General features: G+C 43.1%; 24 protein-coding genes. 11 read left to right on the top strand and 13 right to left on the bottom strand.

The features are described from left to right. Window positions 1-384: 384 nt before the first annotated feature. Window positions 385-606 carry a DUF1653 domain-containing protein gene (locus tag ACJJI5_RS17125; protein WP_444916550.1) on the bottom strand — a complete coding sequence of 74 codons (222 nt, stop codon included), beginning with the start codon at window positions 604-606 and terminating at the stop codon, window positions 385-387. A gap of 8 nt (window positions 607-614) precedes the next feature. Further along, window positions 615-977 (bottom strand): DUF3301 domain-containing protein, encoded by a 363-nt coding sequence (locus ACJJI5_RS17120; RefSeq protein ID WP_444898052.1) that lies wholly within the window; start codon window positions 975-977, stop codon window positions 615-617. A 13-nt stretch (window positions 978-990) separates the two neighbouring features. Here ACJJI5_RS17120 and ACJJI5_RS17115 point away from each other — a divergent pair, with 13 nt between their 5' ends. The 3 genes from ACJJI5_RS17115 to tmpT all read left to right on the top strand — a co-directional run bounded on the left by ACJJI5_RS17115 (window position 991) and on the right by tmpT (window position 3,435). Beyond that, a complete protein-coding gene (locus ACJJI5_RS17115) occupies window positions 991-1,686 on the top strand; it encodes an SDR family oxidoreductase (RefSeq protein ID WP_445354730.1) in 696 nt (231 codons plus the stop codon). 360 nt (window positions 1,687-2,046) lie between these two features. Next, on the top strand, window positions 2,047-2,556 hold the full coding sequence (locus ACJJI5_RS17110) for a DUF1097 family protein (RefSeq protein WP_413664981.1): 510 nt from the start codon (window positions 2,047-2,049) through the stop codon (window positions 2,554-2,556). 240 nt (window positions 2,557-2,796) lie between these two features. After that, complete coding sequence (tmpT, locus tag ACJJI5_RS17105) at window positions 2,797-3,435, top strand: thiopurine S-methyltransferase (protein WP_444932631.1); 639 nt, start codon at window positions 2,797-2,799, stop codon at window positions 3,433-3,435. Window positions 3,436-3,454: 19 nt separating this feature from the next. Here the strand turns inward: tmpT and ACJJI5_RS17100 are convergent, their stop codons facing one another. The 3 genes from ACJJI5_RS17100 to ACJJI5_RS17090 form a co-directional block, all read right to left on the bottom strand. Next, complete coding sequence (locus ACJJI5_RS17100) at window positions 3,455-3,787, bottom strand: GIY-YIG nuclease family protein (protein ID WP_444905908.1); 333 nt, start codon at window positions 3,785-3,787, stop codon at window positions 3,455-3,457. After that, a complete protein-coding gene (locus tag ACJJI5_RS17095) occupies window positions 3,762-4,853 on the bottom strand; it encodes a PA0069 family radical SAM protein (protein WP_445354729.1) in 1,092 nt (363 codons plus the stop codon). The genes ACJJI5_RS17100 and ACJJI5_RS17095 overlap by 26 nt, the downstream gene beginning before the upstream one ends. A 154-nt stretch (window positions 4,854-5,007) precedes the next feature. Then, window positions 5,008-5,463, bottom strand: a complete 456-nt coding sequence (locus ACJJI5_RS17090; RefSeq protein ID WP_445354728.1) for a hypothetical protein — start codon at window positions 5,461-5,463, stop codon at window positions 5,008-5,010. Window positions 5,464-6,178: 715 nt separating this feature from the next. Between ACJJI5_RS17090 and ACJJI5_RS17085 the strand changes: the two genes are divergently transcribed. The 3 genes from ACJJI5_RS17085 (at window position 6,179) to ACJJI5_RS17075 (ending at window position 10,808) form a co-directional block, all read left to right on the top strand. Then, window positions 6,179-7,477: a hypothetical protein gene (locus tag ACJJI5_RS17085; protein ID WP_445354727.1), complete on the top strand. Its 1,299-nt coding sequence runs from the start codon at window positions 6,179-6,181 to the stop codon at window positions 7,475-7,477. Window positions 7,478-8,214: 737 nt separating this feature from the next. After that, window positions 8,215-9,513: a hypothetical protein gene (locus ACJJI5_RS17080; protein ID WP_445354726.1), complete on the top strand. Its 1,299-nt coding sequence runs from the start codon at window positions 8,215-8,217 to the stop codon at window positions 9,511-9,513. 50 nt (window positions 9,514-9,563) lie between these two features. Beyond that, window positions 9,564-10,808, top strand: coding sequence for a cation:proton antiporter (locus tag ACJJI5_RS17075; RefSeq protein WP_445354725.1), 1,245 nt, complete (start codon window positions 9,564-9,566; stop codon window positions 10,806-10,808). Window positions 10,809-10,822: 14 nt separating this feature from the next. Here the strand turns inward: ACJJI5_RS17075 and ACJJI5_RS17070 are convergent, their stop codons facing one another. The 6 genes from ACJJI5_RS17070 to ACJJI5_RS17045 all read right to left on the bottom strand — a co-directional run bounded on the left by ACJJI5_RS17070 (window position 10,823) and on the right by ACJJI5_RS17045 (window position 15,387). Further along, window positions 10,823-11,452, bottom strand: a complete 630-nt coding sequence (locus ACJJI5_RS17070; protein WP_445354724.1) for a LysE family translocator — start codon at window positions 11,450-11,452, stop codon at window positions 10,823-10,825. A 91-nt stretch (window positions 11,453-11,543) separates the two neighbouring features. Next, a complete protein-coding gene (locus tag ACJJI5_RS17065) occupies window positions 11,544-12,401 on the bottom strand; it encodes an AraC family ligand binding domain-containing protein (protein ID WP_444898041.1) in 858 nt (285 codons plus the stop codon). Between the two features lie 144 nt (window positions 12,402-12,545). After that, entirely contained in the window at window positions 12,546-13,004 is a 459-nt protein-coding gene (locus ACJJI5_RS17060; RefSeq protein WP_444898040.1) for a hypothetical protein, read from the bottom strand. A 248-nt stretch (window positions 13,005-13,252) separates the two neighbouring features. Then, window positions 13,253-13,591, bottom strand: a complete 339-nt coding sequence (locus ACJJI5_RS17055; RefSeq protein WP_444898039.1) for a hypothetical protein — start codon at window positions 13,589-13,591, stop codon at window positions 13,253-13,255. Between the two features lie 93 nt (window positions 13,592-13,684). Next, window positions 13,685-14,284 carry a thiamine biosynthesis protein ThiC gene (locus ACJJI5_RS17050; protein ID WP_444898038.1) on the bottom strand — a complete coding sequence of 200 codons (600 nt, stop codon included), beginning with the start codon at window positions 14,282-14,284 and terminating at the stop codon, window positions 13,685-13,687. An 869-nt stretch (window positions 14,285-15,153) separates the two neighbouring features. Continuing rightward, window positions 15,154-15,387, bottom strand: coding sequence for a transposase (locus tag ACJJI5_RS17045; protein WP_445354723.1), 234 nt, complete (start codon window positions 15,385-15,387; stop codon window positions 15,154-15,156). 298 nt (window positions 15,388-15,685) lie between these two features. Between ACJJI5_RS17045 and ACJJI5_RS17040 the strand changes: the two genes are divergently transcribed. After that, entirely contained in the window at window positions 15,686-16,057 is a 372-nt protein-coding gene (locus ACJJI5_RS17040; protein WP_445354722.1) for a hypothetical protein, read from the top strand. Window positions 16,058-16,117: 60 nt separating this feature from the next. On the opposite strand, the gene ACJJI5_RS17035 is transcribed toward ACJJI5_RS17040, so the two are convergent. Both ACJJI5_RS17035 and ACJJI5_RS17030 read right to left on the bottom strand, forming a co-directional pair. After that, on the bottom strand, window positions 16,118-16,999 hold the full coding sequence (locus tag ACJJI5_RS17035) for a LysR family transcriptional regulator (RefSeq protein ID WP_445354721.1): 882 nt from the start codon (window positions 16,997-16,999) through the stop codon (window positions 16,118-16,120). Between the two features lie 12 nt (window positions 17,000-17,011). Next, window positions 17,012-17,260 (bottom strand): hypothetical protein, encoded by a 249-nt coding sequence (locus ACJJI5_RS17030; protein WP_444911237.1) that lies wholly within the window; start codon window positions 17,258-17,260, stop codon window positions 17,012-17,014. A 208-nt stretch (window positions 17,261-17,468) separates the two neighbouring features. Here ACJJI5_RS17030 and ACJJI5_RS17025 point away from each other — a divergent pair, with 208 nt between their 5' ends. The 4 genes from ACJJI5_RS17025 to ACJJI5_RS17010 all read left to right on the top strand — a co-directional run bounded on the left by ACJJI5_RS17025 (window position 17,469) and on the right by ACJJI5_RS17010 (window position 20,605). Beyond that, window positions 17,469-18,104 carry an FAD-dependent oxidoreductase gene (locus ACJJI5_RS17025; RefSeq protein WP_445354720.1) on the top strand — a complete coding sequence of 212 codons (636 nt, stop codon included), beginning with the start codon at window positions 17,469-17,471 and terminating at the stop codon, window positions 18,102-18,104. Between the two features lie 58 nt (window positions 18,105-18,162). Continuing rightward, a protein-coding gene (locus ACJJI5_RS17020) for an IS3 family transposase (protein WP_445354143.1) occupies window positions 18,163-19,301 on the top strand; the annotation gives its coding sequence in 2 pieces (ribosomal slippage) (window positions 18,163-18,412 and window positions 18,412-19,301; 1,140 coding nt in all). Continuing rightward, the gene (locus ACJJI5_RS17015) at window positions 19,298-19,777 is read left to right on the top strand and encodes an FAD-dependent oxidoreductase (protein ID WP_445354719.1); all 480 of its coding nucleotides are present in this window, start codon (window positions 19,298-19,300) and stop codon (window positions 19,775-19,777) included. Before ACJJI5_RS17020 ends, ACJJI5_RS17015 begins: the two co-directional genes overlap by 4 nt. A 450-nt stretch (window positions 19,778-20,227) precedes the next feature. Beyond that, window positions 20,228-20,605: a MerR family transcriptional regulator gene (locus ACJJI5_RS17010; RefSeq protein ID WP_282931931.1), complete on the top strand. Its 378-nt coding sequence runs from the start codon at window positions 20,228-20,230 to the stop codon at window positions 20,603-20,605. The last annotated feature ends 16 nt before the right edge of the window (window positions 20,606-20,621 follow it).

The following is a 20,621-nucleotide window of genomic DNA, read 5'->3' as shown; positions in this document are numbered from 1 at the left end:
GGTAAGCCTCGCATGCCGACAAGTTACAAATCGATTATTGCACGGACTTGACCGATTTATGTCGCAATAATGAAATCTTGACCAGGCGGGAAGAATAGAATGAAAGAGCTTATTTCAAAGGCTGAAAGATCCAACGAATAGTTGGCGCAAAATTATTCCAAATCAAAATTATAAGTAATTCGATTAATAAACACTGGGGGTTTTCGGGGTCAGTTGTAAGCTGATAGTACACCTGAGTACCAGCAAGTTAGACAAAAGATTGAGTTGGATTGGGTGCAGATATAACTGGAGAAAGTTGCTTATCTTATTGGAAAAAATAATAGACAGATAAAGTGACTTTGGAGGAAGCATGGCCCCTCCAAAATTAATGATATTTCAGTCAGGTCAGGCAGCTATGTCAAATGCCTGGACTAATTCAAAGCGTGGAGATTTAACGCCATTTTTAGAAACTGTTTCATTAAATGTTCTTTGGGGTCGCACCCAGACACCATAGCTTCCATAAAGGGCTCGGTACACAACCATAACTTCTTCGGATTCACTATGTTTTGCGGTATGTAAAACCTCGTACAGATTTCCTTTGTAGTGACGATATATGCCGCGTTGCATGGGTACCTCTAACTTACGTGGTGGGGGGCAAGCTGTAGCTGTTGGATGCGATTCCCGTGAAGTACAGCAGTGCCTGAATAGCGATGTTCGCCTGTAGAAGTAAACTCAAACTTGTAACTGCGGTGAAGGCTGAAAAACCCCCTCTTATCCTTTTTGATTCGAGTACGAACCAAAAGCACGGTGTCGTCTAACAGTTGGACACCGAGCTGTCGGCAGTGATCAGAAGCGGCTCGCCGGACGTGCTCTTTAGCGGCCATACTGGCCCAGATATACCAAAGAACCACAAAGAACAGGGAAAGCCACAGTATGTCGCTGAGAGTGTAATACATTGCTATACAGTTGCTATGATCGCTTTCCTGCAAGAATACCATTTAAGGAGCGCCAATGTCCGGCACGATTTTAATTACTGGCTGCAATCGCGGAATAGGGCTTGAGTTGTGTGCCCAGTTTGCCGAAATTGGCTGGAAGGTCCTGGCTTGTTGCCGGGAACCGAAGAAAGCCGCTGAGCTCGCGATGTTGCAAGAGCGCTACGCCTCGATACAGTTGATTCGCCTAGATGTGACCGACTACGAACAGATGATCTCTCTAGGTAAGGCCTTTCGAGGAGAGCCGATAGACATATTGCTCAACAATGCAGGCTACTACGGGCCGAAGGGCGTGGGATTTGGCGCTGTTGACCGCGCAGAGTGGCGTCGAGTTTTAGAGTCCAACACTATCGCCCCCTATATGATGGCAGAAACTTTTTGTGACAATGTTGCGGCCAGTGAGCACAAGCTAATCGCGGTGATGAGCAGCAAGGTTGGGAGTATCGCTGATAATCGCTCTGGCGGGGGATATATCTACCGAACTTCAAAGGCAGCCGTAAACCAGGTCGTCAAAAGCTTATCTATCGATTTAGAGCCGAGGGGAATCACGGTTCTCGCTTTGCATCCGGGGTGGGTAAAAACAGCTATGGGCGGCCCCGGAGCACTAATTTCTGCTGAGGAAAGTGTCGGCGGACTAAAAAAGCTGCTTTTATCAGCAACGCCAGCAAAAACGGGTCGATTTTATAACTATGACGGGACAGAAATTCCCTGGTAACGCTTGTAATGGGCTGTGACAAAACTCCTTTGAGAATCTAATAGAATGCAGCTCCCACACTCTGCCGGCCTGAATACGAGGTCGCTTGAGTAGCCTTGATCAGTCGAATTTATGCATTTCAACTTTTTTGCATATGACCGGCGGGTGAGTCTGTTTTATCTGCTTCGTGCTACTGCCTGCTGATTGCAAGATTGGGCAAGAATACGGAAGAAGTTTTCTATCCCCCAGAGTGGGAACTAGCTGAAAATAGCTTCATATCAAGGAATGGTTCTGATAGATCCTTTCAGAGTGTTGGCGGGTTTTACGTTTTAGGCAAGGAATCTTACCTCTTATCAGGGTGTCCTCGAAGGAGTGGAAATCATGAAGTGGCCCAGTGTTTTAACCAAGCGTAAAAGCTTGTCCCCCCAGTTACTGAAGTCACCAATCCTTGCAATTCTCATTGTTGCGGCACTCGTCGGTTATCTGGGAGGAATGCCAATATGGGTAGCGGTGTTGGGTGTTATTGCCTATTACTCCAGGGGGCGTGATTGGCGGGCAGGTGCCTACAATCTCGCATGTGTGGTGACCGGGCTGGGGTTGGGGTTGGGCGCTCAAACAGCGGCACATAAATGGCAAATTGACCCAAGTATCCTGGTTGGGCCGATTGCACTTCTCTTCTCGATTATCAGTGTATGGGCAATGGGAATGGTGACCGGTATTCGGAATGTCACCAGCTATGCCATTGGTATCATTATTGCGTTTCTTGCGCAGTTGGACATTACCTTGGATGCCTATTTTCAACTGATTGCAACGGTATCTATCGGTGCAGCATTTGCCGGCCTGATTGATATTTTATGGCCGCGTCAGCAACGAGCAGTAAGGACTTGTTGAAAGATGAATCTGAGTGCTTGAGGGAAAGGGTTGTAAGGGGTTCAGTAAGATTGAATAGAGGTGTAGTTCAATGTTAAAACGTATATTGCTATCTACAGCAATGGTATTTGTAACGGCTTTGGCGTTTACTGAACCCTATGAGTCTGAAAGTAGTATCGAAATGGAATACTACAGAACACTTCTTCATTGATGTAATTCGTTTCTTATCTATTTTTTTACCTTGGATTGTAGGAGCCAGTTGTGAAGGAAGAATTTTGGCACGATAAGTGGAAAAGAAATGATATTGGCTTTCACGAGGCGGCCGGCAATTCGTTGTTGACAGAGTTCTTTTCCAGTCTCTCTCTGTCTCCGGGTGATCGGATTTTCTTGCCGCTATGTGGCAAAACGAAAGATATTGCTTGGTTATTAGAACAGAATATCTCAGTCGTTGGCTGTGAACTCAATGAGGAGGCCGTGAAGCAGCTCTTCAGTGAAATGGCAGTAATCCCACAGGTAAGCCAGGTTGGTAATCTGAAGTGCTACTCTGCTGCCAACATCGATATTTTTGTTGGCAATATATTCGATTTGGGTAGAGAGGAGTTGGGGCCGGTTGTAGCGATTTATGATCGGGCTGCACTGGTAGCCCTCCCCTCAGATATTCGTGAGCAATATGTCAGACACTTAATGGCTATCACCCAGGTCGCACCGCAACTCCTCGTATCCTTCGAGTATGAACAAACCCAGATGCCTGGCCCACCTTTTTCTGTTGGGAGCCGTTTGATTTATGAATATTATGATGCCGATTATAGCCTACAAGTATTGGCGACAAGAGATGTTGTTGGTGGACTTAAAGGCAAGGTTCCTGCAAGAGAAGAGGCATGGTTGTTAACACCAAAGTGATAATGGCTTTCTCAACAAGCTAAATTTCTGGCAGGGAATGAGAGCCAAGTATTAGTTTTTCCTTTTTTGATTTTGGCCACTTCTTAATGGCTATCTCCATTTTCAAGGCGGTTGATTTATCGGGTAGCCCCACAGAGAACACGAGCGTAAGGGGCCCCTTACCTCGTAGTGCTTTTGCCGCCTTTGGGCCATCACTACAGTGCTCAGAAAAACGCCTCTCCAAATCATTGGTTATACCGGTATAGAGTGTTCCTCTGGCCGTTCGAACAAGATAGAGAAACCAATTCACCCTCAGCTCTTCCTTCTTTTTTATATGGCCCATAGATTCAAGAAAATAAATCCTGCTGCTCATTAGTGCGAGGCGGCGGCTTGAACTGGGAGCGATCCAAGGTAAGGCGCCGATGATCCAAGCCCAGCTTTTTCATTGCCACTTGAAAGCGTCTTTGGAGTAGTTGAGCAAATATGCCTGTGCCAGTTCGCCTTTGGGAAAATTCACTTTGATAATCCTTACCTGCACGGCTTTGCTGCACCAGGCTCATGACATGCTTTGCCCTTTCTGGGTAGTGTACCTCTAACCATTCCCGAAATAGAGGGGCAACTTCATAGGGGAGGCGTAATAGGATATATGCGGCTCTTACAGCCCCTGATTCCCGTGCAGCTGCAAGAATCGACTCCAGCTCACAGTCATTGAGAGCGGGGATCATAGGCGCAGCGAGTACTGCGGTAGGAATGCCCGCTGTACTCAGCTGTTCAATTGTTCGCAGACGAGCAGCAGGGCTAGCGGTCCTTGGCTCAAGCTTACGCTTAAGGGCATTATCTAGCGTGGTCACACTAATGGCGACTTGGGCCAAGTTATCTTGTGCCATTTCTGCCAGCAGTGGGAGGTCCCGCAAGATTAGCTGGCTTTTGGTGACAATGGTTACCGGCTGGCGAAACTCCTGCATAAGCTCCAGTAAACTACGGGTTATCTCTTTCTCTCGTTCCAGAGGTTGATAGGGATCGGTATTGGCTCCCAGAGCGATGGGACTGCACTGGTAGCTCTTCTTTCGTAGCGCTTTCTCTAAAAGCTCAGCAGCATTTGGCTTGTAGAAAATCTTGGTCTCGAAATCGAGCCCTGGTGATAAATCCATATAGGCATGGGCTGGGCGGGCATAACAATAGATGCAACCATGCTCACATCCCCTGTAGGGGTTTATCGATTGGGAGAAAGGGATATCTGGAGATTGATTAGTCGAGATAATAGTTTTCGCCTTTTCCTCAATGGATGAGGTTATTAGTCTCACCGGCTGATCAGGCTCCACTTGCCAGCCATCAGTTTCACGGGAGCTGGAAAGTTCAGCAAAGCGCCCTGGGAGGTTAGAAGCGGTTCCTCGGCCCTTGCATGGGGATGGCGCTTTAGTGGAAGGATGATCTGACATTTTTTTGGCGATAACTGTATTAATGTACAGTTTACGCCTTAATTTTGGAGGATTGCAAGCCTTAGCGGATTTACCTGGAGAGGAAAATAAGTCTGGATTTGGTTTCCCTAAGAGGCAATGCCTCTTAGGGTCTAATTGTGCTCTTAGATACTGTTTAGGCAGTGACTGCGGGGTTATATTTCGATTCCATTGTCAGCCCGGGTCTTTCGTCATCCCAAATCATATGCACTACCTTCCAGGATTCGCCATCGTTCAAAAGCTGGATACTATTTATCCCTCTTTTTAGGAATTGGGTTTTCTCCCTATCGCTCCAGGCTTCATAAACACTGAAGACATGAGCAATATTTCCAAATTGCTCGATAATGTTGTGTATTTCAGCTTCATAGAAAGGGCGATCTGCAATTAGATTTTCAAAATTTTCTGGATATTCTTGGACGCTGAGGATAGTAGACTGGGGCTTGCCATTGCTATCCACAAATGTGCGAATCATTTTCGCATCAGAGGAAAATAATGATGCCTGTCTTTCCCAGTCTCGCTGAAAACCAGCAGGTCCGGAAATACCGCTGTAAAGTTCATCTACTACTTTTTGAATTTGAAGCTTGTCTTTCATACTCATCTCCTTGCTTTTTAAGTATGAAGTCAAACTGCTGGGACTTTGCGAAAGCGTACTAGCTGACGTTTGCCACTAATACTTAACTGATTTTATTGCTCTCATGCTCTTAATGTTCTTTATATTGGAATTGAGCTTAATCCCTTTTTCTATTGATGTCAGTAGAGAAGTGTGAGCTTGATCTCAGCTGTGCAAGAAAGACCGTGAGGCGTTCGTACCTATTGCGGCGTCACAGAAAGTTTGATTTTTATGTAGGAGAATAAATTATCATCGATGTGTTTGCTAATATAGCTTTATTAAGTTTAAGTCTTAATGTTCATTCTTTAAGTTGATGCATGAATATTTTAACTCACTAGAAACCCAGAGTAATCAATTGAAAAAAGTGTAAAATTTAAAATAAAACACCATGGAATAGTGTTTATGAAGTTCTGTCGCTGCGAAATTTAGCGATAATTCTTGCCCGATATGTCTAATCCGAGGGCTGTCATTTTGCTTTTGTGTCAAAAGATTAGACGTAAATATGATGATTTGGCCTTCTGCTGAGGGCGCCATAAAGCTGCATATCGTATATATCACCATATACTGTTTCCTTGGTAAATCAATTGGAATCAAGTTTTCTAGTAGAGGCTGCTCTTCAGCTTTCAAATACATAAATTACTAAATAATGTTGCCTATACTAAGTGATTATACGCGCTATAAGGTGACATTTTTTAGCATGAATTCAAGAGTGCTTTCTCGTGAATTAGGGCGGCAAGAAGCGCTTTACGTTGAGTTGACCAAGCAGTCCAAAGGCGGATTGCAATTAATTACCTTCACTAAGGTATGTGAGTCACTTACCCCCGAGTCACTATGTAAGGGGTTTGCTGTGCTTCATCAGCACCATCCCCTATTGCGGGCGAGGGTTGTAAAGAATGCCCATTACAAATGGGTATGTGATGTGAAATTTTCAGACATTCCTATTAAAATTCTCCAGCTAAATAACCCTTTAAATTTTGAGTTGGAATATGCCCGTCAAGCGGAGAACTATTTGGATAGTGAGAAGCATGCATATAGCCTTACGATTTTCACAAATGACAAGGGGTTGGTAGAGTGGGTGGTATTTAATAATATCCATGCTGTGATGGATGGCCGCTCTATCATGACTATATATCTGGAATTGGATAGGCTGCTGCTTGAGAACTATATAGAAGCAAAGGTCGAATCTTTACCACTGCAGGAAAGTATAGTAAGTAGATTGAAGGATGCAGGATATGTAGGGGAGAAACATATTTTTCATGGGCGAGAAGAAAATTCTTATAATCGACTTGTAGAGACACCTGCGCCTGTAGGTGAGCGAAGAGCTAATGCGATAGCTCGCTTATTAAATCCAGATATTATTCGGTCACTGGCAAAAATTGGTAAGCCTAGGAATATAAGAATTACTTCGATGCTTTGTGCAATTGCCTCTATTGCTGCAGAGACGCTGCCTGGCCTCAAAAAAGAAACGGAGATTGTTTTAGCTATGGATGTTAGGGGGCTTTGTGATCCCCCTATTTCCTTTGAGCATGTGGGCTCATTTTCATATACCACTTGTTTGAAGGTTCTCAAGGGGGCTGCCTTGATTGATTTTCTAGACCTTGCAGAAGATTTCCAGTTTCAGGTGCTTTCTGCTCTGTCTAAAAAGACTCCACTAGCTAAGAAATTAGAATCCGTTTATACGGTTTCCGACATAGAGAATATGGCTGCAAAAACCACTTTTGCGAATGAGTCCTTTATGGCAGGAATTTGTGTATCAAATTTAGGTAGCTTGGATAAGTTGGGTGGGAAAATGAAAATATTTGAAGTTGAAAAAGGAATGGTTACACAGACAAATGGTTTGAGCCCCTTAACAATAATATCATATACAACCAATCGTAATTCCAGTTTTATTTTTGGTTACTGTGAGCCATTACTCAGCCATAAAAGTGCCGTTAATTACGCAGATCGATTTATGGGTATCATACGTACTCTTGTCTCTCAGAGATGGCGCTCTTAATTTTTTATAGTAAGTAGCTGGCTCTATTTTATCTCACTTAGATTTAAAAGCCTCAGTTTCTGAGTTGGCCAATAAAGAATACGGTACTTTTCTGGCTGTTTAATTTGTTAGGTTGCGTAGCCTAGCTTCAATTAAATAAGGTGTGCTGCCTGCTAGGGTGTGAGGAGGAGTGTGTGTGAAGTTTTGATAAAATATTTTCTGATGTTTTATTGTTTGGATGTAAATTAAAAGTCTACTTAATGAAATGAATTTCTAACTTGAAAATTGTGCCTGTTTAGTAATTTTGTTTGTTAATAATAATTGGTGGGTTGGTTGGGTTGTCTTAGGTTGGTCTAGCTCATTAATTTTTATACAGGATTTCTAGATTGCTAGGCGCACTTGCTATTTCGTACTCGGTTGAGGTAAGTTTCTCCATAGTGGTGATGACGGTTTGGCAAAAAGGAATTCTTGTAGAGATCATTAATAATCGCTTTTCATATAAAAAATCAGTTGAATTCTGCTTAAGTAAGGAATAATAAGATATCTATGCATGAGCAATTTATTTTAATCTTTTAATCTGTATAGACAAAGGAACAAATCGATTATTAACTGCATTGTGATTATGCTAGCTGTCTTAGTGATCCGTTCTCTGTGTCAATAGACAATCTCAAACAAACACAGTCCAACTATTTTCCTATACTGAAGAGGGTGCTTCTTGTATCACATGTGATGTACCCATTAGTAAATGCGAGGCCTGCATGGAGAATGAGCCACTCTCACGTGAGTTGGGGCCCCAAGAAGCTCTATTTGTTGAATTGACTAATGAGTCTCGTGGTGGAGCTCAGCTAATATCGTTTGTTCGTCTCTGCGATTCTGTTACTGTCGAACAGCTATGCAGAGGCTTTATCTTTTTGCATAGAAAGCACCCGATGCTTCGGGCGAGAATCAAAATGGGCGCCAAGCCTTCTTGGGTTTGTGATGTCGGTTTTGAAAAAGTACCTCTAATCATAAAGCAGTTAAATGAACCTTTAGAATACGAAAGCGAATACCTTTGGCAGCAAAATCAATTTATTGACATAGAAAACTGCGTCTATGGGGTTACCTTGCATGTTAATGTTAATGGTGAAGTTAAGTGGGTCATCATTGTTAGTAACCATGCTGCATTGGATGGCCGGTCAATAATGACACTTTTTCGTGATTTAGACAGCTTTCTGGAGAAGGAGGGAAGCTATATTAGCCAAGAACCTAAGCCGTTAAGAAAAAGTGCGGGTGAATATCTTCACTTGGCTGGGTTTAAGGATGTTGATTTATTTAGCATACAGAAATCCAATAGCTGTAGAAGATGGGAAGTAGAGCAAGCGGCACCTATTGAAGATAGAAAAGGATACTCAATTCTTAAATTGATGCCTCCTGAAGTAGCAGAAGCTCTATCACAAACTGCTAAAAATTGGGGAGTTTCGCTAAGTTCATTATTTAGAGCTGTAGCCGTTTGCGCTGCGCAGAGCATGCCTACCTTCCCGGGGGAGACTGAAATAGTTGTAACGTTAGATATTCGTGGACTATGCAAGCCATCAGTAAGCTTGGATGAAGTCGGATCCTTTTCGGCAACGGCCAATTTATGTGTTACAGAAGAGATGCTTTCTAAAAGTCTAAAGTCTCTAGCTAAAGGCTTAGATAAACAGCTGCGTTTGATTTTGAATAAAGAGGCTCCATTTGCAATAAGCTTTGATACTCATTACGAATTTTCTGATGTGAAAAATTTTGCAAAAATGTTGACAGCAGAAAGTACTGTATTTCCATCTGGTATTTGTGTTTCTAATGCCGGCAATATGAAGCGGCTAGCCGGAGAGCTTCGATACTTTGAAATTGAGTCAGGCATGGTCGTACAAACCCATGCCGCACACCCGCTAATGGTAATTACGTATACCACCAGTAGAAACGCTATTTTTGTATTTGGATACTGTGAGCCATTAACTAGCCATGAGAGCGCGCACTTGTATGTGGAGTCTTATATAAAACTTGTAAAGTCTCTACTTGTAGATGGGCGTGTTCAGTGAGGATGTGTCTGTATTCGAAGTTAGAATGCACTGGCAATGGGAGTGGATAGGTGAATGATATAGTCACTGTTGTAGGGCAGGGGTTATATCTCGCTGCCGCTGCAGTTATTGGACTGGGCATTGCAAGGATCTTACGTATTGATAATACACTTGGCTGCCTTGTCGCAGGAGTGCTGGCGGCTTTGTTACTTCCCATAATTGACTATGATACAGGTTTACGTGCAACCAGTATCAGAGAGCTGGTATTCTTTGTTATTTTACCGGTATTAATTTTTGAGTCTGCCTGGCAGTTGGAGCCCAAAGTCTTAAAGCGCTGGATTGGACCTGTACTGTTATTCTCTACACTCGGTTTGGTTATTTGTGCAGTTCTTATTGCAGCAATTACTTATTACGGCATTGGTCATCCGGAGGGTTTTCCTTGGGTAGCGGCCATGCTAACCGGGGCTATTTTAGCGGCTACTGACCCAGTTTCTGTAGTTAATAAGTTGCGTCAGGAAAAAACAGGAGAAGATCTCTTAACCTTGGTGGATGGAGAGAGTCTCTTTAATGATGCTGCAGCTGTAGTTCTCTATTCGTTAGTATTAGGGCTAGCTACCTATGGTATTGTGGAAAGCTCGTCGATGGGGGCTGCAGCCCCTTCGTTGGACGCCACTTCAGTGACACTATATTTTTGCATGGTATTTTTTGGTGGCGTTGCAATTGGGCTTGTTTTTGGCTTGATAACCACTCTTGTCATATTGTTTTTGCGATCTCCCAGTGCGGCTTTAATGACTTTAGTGATCGCTGCATTTGGTAGTTTCTATTTGGCGGAAAGTATCTTTCATGTATCAGGTATCATTTCGGTAATGATATGTGCAATTGTTGCTCGAGCGTGCTTAAGCAAGCAAAATAACACCTATTTGATTAATGCGGGTCCAACCTGGGAGTGGATGGGGTTGTTTTTTACCGGCATTATTTTTGTGATTATGGGATTGGTGATAACTTTTGAGATGTTTACCCACCAATGGCTGGCAATGTTTATTGCTACAGCGGCTGCTTTAGGAGCTAGAGCATTATCTGTATTCTTAGTGGCACCTCTGACTCGCTTTGTTGGCCCCCCGATACCGAAATCCTGGCGTCTGTTAATGAGTTGGGGCGGGCTGCGAGGGGTTATTGCGGTCGCTCTGGTACTTTCTCTTCCAGTTGAATTGCCCTATTGGTGGACAATTCAATCTATGGTATTTGGCGTGGTCCTTTTCTCATTGTTGGTGCAGGGGACTACCAGTGGCCGCTTGATTCATAAATTAAACCTTTGAGATAAGTCTCCAAGTCATACAGTATTTAGGCTAATAGCGGTAGGGTTATCAGCAATTAACCACACAGCGACAAGAAGCAGACTGAGTGCAAAAAGCTTGTTTTGCAGATTTCTATTTTTATCGCTGATAAGTGCTTTCGATAAGGTCCGACCAAAAGCGATCCATGAGAAGTGTGTCACAAAGTTGAGTATGGTGATCATAATAATCAAGGTGATAACACTGCTCTCATTGCTCTCCACTTGCTTTGGTGTGAACACAGAGAACATAGTAATTACTATCATCCAAGCTTTAATATTCATACTTTGAATCAGCATTCCCTGCCAAATGCTTATCGATTTAGTGGCAGTTTTTCCAGGCTTTTTATTAGGATTTACAAAAACGTAAGCAAGGTAAACTAAGTAGATGGCACCAGTCCACTGCAAGATGGTCATTACCATAGGGTAGTGAATTAGCCAGCTCATAAATCCGAAGCCAACTAATAAAGCCTTCATCAGAAATACAATGTCTATGCCTGCCAGTAAAGGTAAGGAGCGACGAATACCCAAGCTGGCTCCGGCTGCAGCAAAGGTGATATTGGCAGGTCCTGGGCTAAAAATTAGTGGGAACATTACTGCCAACCAGGCTAATAGAAACTCTAAGCTCATATATATTACTCATGTCATAGAAGAGATATCGCTATGAGAAGTAGCTCACACTGTTTAACGGTGCGCTTTGTTTTCCCAGAGATAGGGGAGCTTAAAGGGAGTAGAGGGAAGGTTCTTGTACGAAATTGCGCTGTGCAGACTTTAAGTAGCGAGCAGGTGTGATACCAAAAGCACGCTTGAAGTTTCGACTCAAATGGCTCTGATCAAAAAAACCGCAGTCGATAGCCACCTCAGCCACCTGGGCTCCCGCACGAAATAATGCGCGGGCCCTTTGGGTTTTTAGGAGGATTAGGAATTGATGTGGAGGAATGCCAAACTGGGCATTAAAACTACGAATTAGCTGATATCGACTCATGCCAGTTAATTGGCACAACTCATCCAGTGTCACATTTCTTTGCCAGTTTTCCTGTAAATAAGCACGGGCCTTCAAGACTCCCTGTTTGTTAGACGATGCCTTCGGGTAGATCTTTTGGTCGCCGTGACGGGCAAAGAGCTGGCTAATTGCCAGGGTGAGTAGAGAGTCTGTTGAAAGGGATAAAGCGTTCATTTCAAGACTGCTATGTAGCTTGTAGAGAAGCTGAAAAAGCTCAGGATCATCCAATAGTGGTCCTTTCAAAAATGGTACGGGTGTTTGATTCAGCAGAGTGTGTTCTCTGAGGGTTTCCTCAATGAGCGCCGTGTCAAAGTAAAACATACGGTAGTACCAACCGGAGTCACTTCCGGAAAAACCGGTATGAATCTCCCCTGGATTAAGCGCAGCAAGGGTTCCCTGAGGAATAGTCACTATTTCACCGCGATAATCGAGCTTTTCTACGCCAGAAAGGAAGATTCCAATAGCGAGTTCATCATGCCAATGCTTGGCAAAGGAAAACTTATGGAAGTAGGCGTGAAAAAGCTCTATGCCGCAATGACTCGGACTTCGCCAAGCCTTAGAGAATTCCTTTCGCACTGATAACCCTCGTATGATAAATAACCATCACTTTACAGAAAGAAAGGGTGGTAAGGCAAAGTTACAGATAGGAGAGTGACAACTGAATAGTGGATAATTTTGAAGTGGTACTTTTGATGTCGAGTGCCTTTGTTTGGTAAGTATTTATCTTGCGAAATATATATTGCCCATTCTTACTTCATAGATCACTGGTTTTATCCTGCCCGTGTACCAGCCAGGACTTGAAACCATTGTTCCGTCCAAAGAAAACCAACCACCTTTACCCTCCTCAACGAAGGCACATTTATTCCCATTTGAATAAACTCCTGGCTTGTATCTGATCAATCTATAGTACTCGGAGTCATCATATTTAACAGAAGCTTCCAGTACCACAGGATCACCTGTAGCAGAGGAAATATAAATAAAGACTGGCAATTCATCTCGCCCAAATAATTTTGGCTTATCTACCAATAAGTTATCTATTGGCACAACTCTAAATTGATTTTTCCTTGCGTAATCTACAGGTTTATTTGATCTGAATACAATTGACATATAGAAAACTATACCTGTTAGGAAAATAATTAAAGTGATTTTGGTTAGGATTTTTCTTCGAATTTTATTCATATTGCTTAACGCCATGACTTTGGATCCCGTGAAGAGGCAAGTTTTTAATTTAAGCCTTCGAAGCCCAAGAATGGAGATCCAGCCCTCATAGTAGGTGGCGTTGACTAGTCTTGTAAAGTGTAACGATGCTACTTGAGTAATTTCATTACTAGCATGACCCTCTTTTTTGTAGATGGCTCCTTAAGAAAGCCTATGATAGGCTGGAAACGATTTTCTTATATATTAATAACCGATCACCTTACCGAAATTTAACGCTTTCGATAAGCGGTTTCTGGAAAGTGGGGTGAGTTGTTCTTTGCCAGGTACTCCTCAAAAGTCCAATACTGTACCCCCTGCATTTCTCTCTCAAGCTCATCCATATCATTGGGTCCAATATCACTCGGAAACGGTTTTGAAAGCATCGAGCGTACTTGCGCTAGCCTGTCACTTACCCTTGCACTCTGAAAATAATCAATAATTTCATCCTTCCACGCCTCTTCACCAAACTCGTGGTGTACTTTATTCATTTGATCCAGTGAGACCACGAATTCATTGATATCTCTAAGAACCGACAGGATCTCTTCTTTGCTATATATTAGTTCATCCACTATAAAGGTCTCTTTCTATAAGTCTTAAATGGGCGGCCGAGCAATCTGTTGTGAAGTCACGCCCGACTTGATTATTAGATTAAATTTCGTATATCAGTCCTCGCGGGCAATAGTCAAAAGACAAATCGCCAAGAGTAAGGTTGCAAGAACACCCGATGCTCCAGCAACGGAAGAGGGTAAATAGGAATCACGTCCAAACGTAACCGAAATAGCATTAGCAAACATTGCAATAACGCCAACTGAGGCAGTCAAACCTCCCAGCACTTTGGAGCTCCCATTCATTTTGGCAACCCCAAAAATAAGAGCAGCAAAGCCCAGCAAAAATTTCGCCGCGTAATAGATCATAAATGAAAAAGCCACAACGGCCCCCGCTGCAGCTCCAAGCGCCTCTAATTGGCTAGCGACCTCCCGAAATGGCATAAACATAGTGGCGCCAATGCTAACTTGCACCACATTGAATACAGAGCTGAATGCAATAGCGGACCACCCTACATGGTGGTTTTTAGTCTGCACCATGGCCGCTCCAGCAAAAGCTGAAAGAATGGTAAACAGCAAGCCCTCCAGCCCCCAGAAAAGTTGCCGTGAGGGGTTAATCTCTGCAACATACAGCATGGTAAAGAGTGCCTGTGTAACTACTAGCGCCAACAGCAGAAAAGCTATGATTTGGATATTTCGCGCATTGGTGAACTTCATAGTTAGATGCCTTGTATTATCTATATATGGATCTTGCTTCTAAAGATAGGGGTTGGCCTTATTTATTTTATATCGAAATATTGGGATATGCGGCTTTCTCGAACCTAACTATATATTTATATCGGGTTATAGGAAAGCAAGCGTCCCCAACGAAAATTTTTAGATTATATGTGTCAAAGTCTACTTTTTAGGATCGGACCTCGCGATTGAGGTCGCATCATAGCTTGGCAAAATGGTTGTGAAAAAGAAGCGATTGGAAAAAAGAGCAATTTCTTCATTTTATTATCATATTGTTAAATGGATATGTGAATGGTATTAGTATAACTATCTACGCCTAAAGATCTGCAAAGAGAGCTCGAAGTGAAGTGTAGCCCGTCTAGTCCGTATGTTTTTCAAGTGATCATGCTGTTGCTGTTTGTTACGTGTTTAGCCAATTTGACAGACGTTGATAATTGAAGCAACTAAAACTATAAAAATAACTAGAAGCTATTCCATGACTTCTTTAACGTAATTAACATACATGCAACATAGAAAAAGCACGATAAGTGGACAAATATCGCTCCCTTCTAACAACCAAACGGCGGTAATTTACTAGCCACATGAAATCTGCTTAACTTTCCAACGGAGGGCATACCTTCTGAGCCTTCTACCATCCTGCCTTGAGGCTTTTTTCCTATTAATCCTGTGTGACCAGATAAGGTCAATTCCAGGACACAATAGACTATCTCGAAGAGGATCAGAGTCCGCCGCCTTACCATAAACTAAACGATGAATCTTTCAATTTTTATATGTAACATCAAGTAATGGGTGTAATAACTTTACTTCTGCTGGTGAGGCCGAAGTAATGGTGCCTCTCAGTTAAGCAAAGACTATTGATCTAACAGCCCCAGGAATCTTCTCCATGCCTGTAACCAAACACCTTGCTCTTCCCAAAGTTGAAGCCTTCTCCAGCATGTACTCGGTGATGGATAGTATGTAGGAGGATCTTTCCATCGTGCTCCAGAACGTAAAACCCACAGGATGCCTTTAAAACAAGCTCGATTATCAATGGGTTTTGGACCTCCCTTTTTTCGTTTTAACTTAGAAAGACAAGGTTCGATCAATTTTCATTGACCATCGGCTAACTCTGACTTGAATCGGCTCACTATTGCTGCACTTTTTCCTTGTAATTGCGTGAAAATGGCAGATTTCAAGTTATGAAACAGCCTCTAATATTGTTAAGTCCATTTGCTGGCAGCTGGGGAGGCATACTATGCGAAGAAAAGGAATCCTCGGAAATTATTATTGGATTGAGGATAATGAGGTATATCTAGCAGATATTTTTTTGAAATTTTTCCTTTGATTTAAGGCTTTAGGGCTATAAATACCTCCTTTGATTCAGATGTTCTTGGTAGGAAACCTATGAGGCTCACTAAAGAAGATATCAGTTTGGGCTGGCATACGAGTAATCGGCGAGCTGTTTCGCCCATCATTAGTGAGCCAAATTTCGAATCATTCCTTTTTACGGACAGCTACGATGAGTGGTACTTCTTCAGGGAGGCACCAAAAAAGTTTGATGCTGTAGCCCTCTGTAACTATCTGGGAATTTCCCTTGGAAGAGCGGATGAGTTTAATTTTGAGGGCGGTTGCGATCTTATTGCAGCACTATCCGAGTATCAGCCTGTTGCCGTAGCTAGTTGGAATGATTCATTTTCTTACTATCTAGTTAATGAGGAGCCAAAGAGTTTCTCTCGTAAAATACAAACACCTAGTAGGCCAGCTTCGAATTCTTAGAATCTATGTATTAAACATAAAGAATCTGAAAAATCTTGGTAGAAATATCGTAAGTGTTTTCTAATGAAAACCCTGAAGGTTTAGGAATAATTGCCAAAGGTAACTTGCTACGGGGCCCATTGGATTAGAAGCTTGTCTTGCCACGCGTACTTCCAGTTCTTGCGGTTTTGGGATCCCTTCCACTGCAATGGGAGATAATAAGCCCTGTTCAAGCTCCGCTTCTATCATATGTTCTGGTAGCGTACCCCAACCCATACCTTGAAGAATAATTTCTTTTTTAGCCGGAAAATCGTTGACTTTCCATTGATCGCCCCCTTCAAGCACCCCGTAGGTTTTAGTGGATGACTTCCTACCACTGATGATCACCTGGGGATGGTGTAGCATAATCTGCCTTGGGACTTTCTCGTATTGGGTAAGTAGGGGAGAGTCGCCAGCGATCACAGAAATGAATTTCATATTCATTAGATGAATGGATTCAAGCTGGTCGTAAGTTTCAGTCCACGGAATAATAGCTATGGAAACCTGGCCTCCCTTTAATAAGTCCAGTGGCCCGAGGCCATTTTCGGAATAGACCTCCAAGCGTGTTTTTGGGTACTCAATTTTGCACTGACGTATTGCGCTGAGTATTGGGCCGACCGGTATGGCGGAAGTAAACGCAATACCTACTTCCAGTTCTTCTCCTGCGACCAGCTGTTTAGCTAAGCTCTCAAACGAGTGGGCTTCAGCTAGTACATGTTTGGATTGTTCATACAGGGCTTTGCCGTCAGCTGTGAGTGTGCTCCTGTATTGGTCCCGATCAAATAGTTGTAGATTGAGGTCTGCCTCTAATTTCTTGATGGCGGCGCTTATAGTGGGCTGTGTTCGGTGAAGTGTTTGGGCAGCAGCTTTTAGCGAGCCACCTTCAACTATCGCCTTAAAATATCGTAATTGTTCCAAAGTCATAGTGGCGTGAGCTTAGAGAAAATATAGGTAAGTTTCTGATGCAGCATATTTGAGGATCTTAAACTGAAAATAGCCATTAACTGGCTTTCTTTTGTGAAGCATCTTTTCTGTTGTGCTGACAACATGAGTAATCTGCACTTGATACCATTTGCCAGTGCTTGCAAACTGGACAGCATCAACACCGCTGATCATTTTGAATGAGTAACGTAAACCAGCTATTTGTTTTTCTTCTGCCAGCAGAAGCTGGGAGTCTGCATACACCTTTTTACTACATACCTGCGCGGTATCATCACCCGATATCAGCTAAACCAACATGTTAGTCAAAAGCTAACAAGAGGTTAGATTATAGTTAATATCATTAGCTTAAGTCTAACTTTATCCTTATCTCCCTATCAAGAAGTGACCTGTTCGTGAGGCATTGCGAACGGTCGCGCTTTATCCGAACATTTGGACGATATTGAGGCGAGTTATGATCAAACGGACAGACGTGTTAATCGTTGGCGGAGGCTTTGCTGGTGTTTCTGTGGCCCAAAAGTTAGCTAAGCAGGTGGTGTTGGTTGATCGAAAGGACCATTTTGAAGTGACCTTTGCCACATTGCGTAATGCGATAGCTCCTAGCTTACTGACTGCTAATCCACGTAAGTATTATCGTGACTTTATTCAGAGTGATTTTGTTCAAGCAGATGTGGTTTCCATGGATGACCGGATAGCAAAGTCATCGAATGGATTAGAGATTTACTTTAAGCAGGCAGTTATCGCGACAGGCAGCCGCTACCCAACCTTGCCGATAGCTAAATCTACATCAGCTTATACAATTTCCGAGCGTGAGCAAGAAATGCGGAATGAGCAAAAAATACTGGCGAAATCTCAGTCAGTTTTGATTGTAGGAGGCGGTACCGTTGGCGTGGAGCTGGCCGGGGAAATTAGCAGCGCTTTTCCCAATAAAACCGTGACGTTAGTCCATTCTAAAGATGTACTACTTGGCCATCTTAAGCCTAAAGCTCAGAACAAGGCGCTAGAACAGCTTACGGCTAAGGGTGTTAGCGTACATCTCAATACCCGGTTAGTTAAAGAAGGTGCAATTTACCGTTCTATGAATATGTAGTGGTCTAATCCTTCCGGACACTTCGCTAAGATGGTAAAACTACCAAGCGAGGTGAAGTATGACAACAAAAGGTACACGCCGGTATTTCAAGCCGGAATTTAAGAAAGACGCCGTAGCGCTAGTCTCTGAGCAAGGGTATTCAATTTCTAAAGCAGCAGAGGCTGTAGGAACAACAGCCAATAACCTGCGACGCTGGATAAAGGAACTGAAGCAGGAAGAAGACGGTGTAAGGTTGGATGTAGGTGAGCGCGCAGAATTAGAGCGATTACGACGTGAAAATAAGCAGTTGCGGATGGAGAAAGAAATCCTAAAAAAGGCCAGCGCCTTCTTTGCGAAAGAAATGAAATAAAGTACAGCTTTATTGAAAAACAGCAAGGCAGCTTTCCTGTTAGGGTGCTCTGCCGGGTAATGCAGGTAAGTAAGACTGGCTATTACGATTGGTGTTGCCGTGGTAATAGCTCAATAGATGCTCAAACATGGCAACTATGCCATCGTTTGAAGGCCCTATTTGCAGAATCTAGACAGAGCCTCGGAAGTCGTCGGTTAATGAAGCTGTTACGTAAAGAAGGTTTTGAAGTCGGGCGCTATCGAGTCCGCAAGCTCATGAAAAAGCTAGGCTTGGCAGTAAAGCGTAAGAAGCGATTTACAATAACGACAGACAGTAAACATCACCTACCGGTCGCAGAGAACCTTCTGAATAGGGAGTTCTCACCGAGTGCTAAAAATCAAGTTTGGACGACTGATATTACATATATTTGGACTTCGCAGGGCTGGTTGTACTTGGCGGTAGTGATTGATCTCTATTCGCGCCGGATTATTGGTTGGCATCTAGATCGGAAGATGGAAACGGCCCTGGTAACTCGTGCGTTGATGATGGCTGTCAATTTGCGTTCGCCCCCAAAAGGTCTCCTGCATCACTCTGATCGTGGCAGTCAGTATGCCAGCCATACCTACCAAACGTTATTGAGTCAGCATGGGATGGTGTGTTCAATGAGCCGTAAGGGAAATTGTTGGGACAACGCACCGACTGAACGTTTCTTCAGCAGCCTGAAGCGGGAGTGGGTAACAGGAAACCTTTATCCGACAAGGGAGGATGCGGTAGCGGATGTAAGAGCCTATATTGCTTATTACAACTCACGCAGAATACACACAACACTGGGAGACCTAGCCCCTATCGAATTTGAGAAATGTGCTTGAAGAAGTGTCCGGTTGGAGTTGACCACAACAATACTCAAGAAACTTTCAAGGCAGACTTGGTTTATGAATGTGTAGGTATGTCGCCAAATACCGAGTTTCTAAAAACAGAATTACCCGGTGTGTTAGATAAGATGGGATTAATTAAAGTGGACGAATATATGCGGGTTAGGGGTTATTCTAACCTTTATGCGATAGGTGATTGCTCTACTCTGGATGAAAATAAGCACGGCTATATAGCAAACGTTCAAGGAGGCATCTTAGCAAGCGTTATCATTAATCAAGCCAAAGGTAAAAAGGTTACGCCTTATAAAACACCTAGTTATGCCATTGTTACGCCGACCGGTACAGAGACAGGTGTAGCTCAAATGCCCTTTGGTGTTTTTACTTCAAAGCTATTTGTTAACCTGAAACAAAAAGACATGGGGATAGGCCACATGCTTAAAGCGAGCGGTACAACTCCAGACTTACTTAGCTAGAGCTTTTTGGTATACAGTAGAGTACCTCTAATTAAAATCTACCAGTCTCTAAGGTTTCTCTGAATAGACATTCTCACTGACCATTGAAAATCAAGTAAGAGGTAGTCCAGATACTAGCCATACTTGCCAGATGCGTATGAGGCGGCATAGAGGTGTTACTGCCATTAGTAGTAGTTTATTTACGTAGTTAGGTTCCCCGTCTGAATTTATTACAGGAAATTAGAGGGCCTTTTCTTCTTAATTTGCGGTATTGCGTATTTACGTTCTTCAACGTAATGTTTGTGCCGAAAGCATGAGAATGTAAGAAGTGAGTCCCGGCTCTTATGGGTTTCTACTAGTACCCGTAAGAGCTGCGAAGGTCCCAAACTCATGGAAGGCTCCTTTCATGTGATGAATATTTTTCATAGGCTGTAATCTCAATGGGAAATTGAGCATAGGTAGGAGGTCTGTATGTTTATAGGAGAGGTGTCAAGAAGGACGAATCTCACTGTAAAAGCGATAAGATTTTATGAGGAAAAAGGCCTCATTGCCGTTCCTAAAAGGCAGGGCAGATATAGAGTCTATACGGCAGAAGATGTTGAAATTCTTACTTTGATCTCAGAAGCCAAAGTACTTGGGGTGACTTTGGCTGAGTTGAAGGATGTTATTCGGTACCATAATGGAGAGGTTGATTGGGCTCGAATCAGAGTTTTCCTGAAGAAAGTAAAAAGAAAAATTGAGGCTGAATTGAAATCACTTTCTAATAAAGCTGAAAAGGTTGATCAATGTATTGCGTCTATAGATTCCTGTCATAAAAGCCTTGACTCTCCCCTTAAGGGGAGACGGTAGACTTTTCATCATGTCT

Source organism: Microbulbifer maximicatervae (SeqCode), from assembly GCF_052467955.1.
Note: the sequence above shows the minus strand (reverse complement) of the source record. Positions and strands in the feature narration are given on the sequence as shown.